The following is a 959-nucleotide window of genomic DNA, read 5'->3' on the forward strand; positions in this document are numbered from 1 at the left end:
GTCATCGCCGCGTCACACCTGATGCTGAACTACCTCGAAGACGTCCGCGGTCGCGCCACGATGACATCAGCACAGCCATCCAGCCGACGCATGCCGCAAACTCGGCGTGAACTCGCCCATGCGCTCATGTACGGCGATCCGCTCGATGAGCTGGCGAGCCAGGCCGAACTGGTCGTCCATAACAGATACGACCTCGTGGCCGTGGCCGCCGTCAGCGACGCCGGTCGAAGTCATCCAGTCGGGGAATTGGCGCAATGGCCGGCGCGTCTGGTGCGCTACTTGGACAACGACCCGCTCGGGCAAGGCGCGCTACACGTGTTCGATGCCAACGGGGGCCTGGTCCTGCTGCCGGCACCGGATCACGCGACGAACCGCGCACGGTACACCGACATCGCGCACGGGCTGTGCGATCACTTCGACCAGTCGCTTGCCCTCGTCGAGTTGCATGATGTGGCACGTGACGATCTACGTGACGCACAGCAAATGATCCACGAGCTTTGCCGCGTTGTCGCGTATCTAGGCAAGCCTCCCGGCACCTACACTCTCGACGATCTCGCGCTCGACTACCAACTCACCCGTCCGAGCCCAGCGCGAAGCCGACTCGCGTCGATACTGGCCCCACTTCGCGATCACGGACATCTCATGGAGACGCTGCAGGCGTATTTGCGATTCGGGACCGACCGCAAACGTGTCGCCGAGTCACTGACGCTGCACCCCAACACCGTCAGCTATCGGTTGCGGCGCATCACCGAGATCACCGGGCTGAATCCCGGGGATCCGGCGGATTCGCGAAAGCTGGCGGCAGCGTGGATTGCTTCGGAATGGCAAATCTGCGAGCTGGAGGCGCAGCGGGCGCGGCAGCCGTCTAGCACGAATGAGCCGACTACCCGTCCAGGACCGCGGCGTCGCGGTCGTGGACGCACAGCAGTCGCAGGACGGTAGCCGGTGAGGGTTGGCCC

At 64.5% G+C, this 959-nt stretch carries 1 protein-coding gene; it reads left to right on the forward strand.

Annotated elements, in window-relative coordinates; genetic code table 11:
• Positions 1-21: 21 nt before the first annotated feature.
• Positions 22-942: a PucR family transcriptional regulator gene (locus NS1_RS38485; RefSeq protein WP_157125639.1), complete on the forward strand. Its 921-nt coding sequence runs from the start codon at positions 22-24 to the stop codon at positions 940-942.
• Positions 943-959: the final 17 nt, after the last annotated feature.

This window comes from Nocardia salmonicida NBRC 13393, from assembly GCF_001613085.1.
Taxonomy (GTDB): Bacteria; Actinomycetota; Actinomycetes; order Mycobacteriales; family Mycobacteriaceae; genus Nocardia; species Nocardia salmonicida.

Coding starts and splice junctions, on each gene's coding strand:
- NS1_RS38485 (WP_157125639.1), top strand. CDS start 22: ATGCTGAACTACCTCGAAGACGTCCGCGGTCGCGCCACGATGACATCA.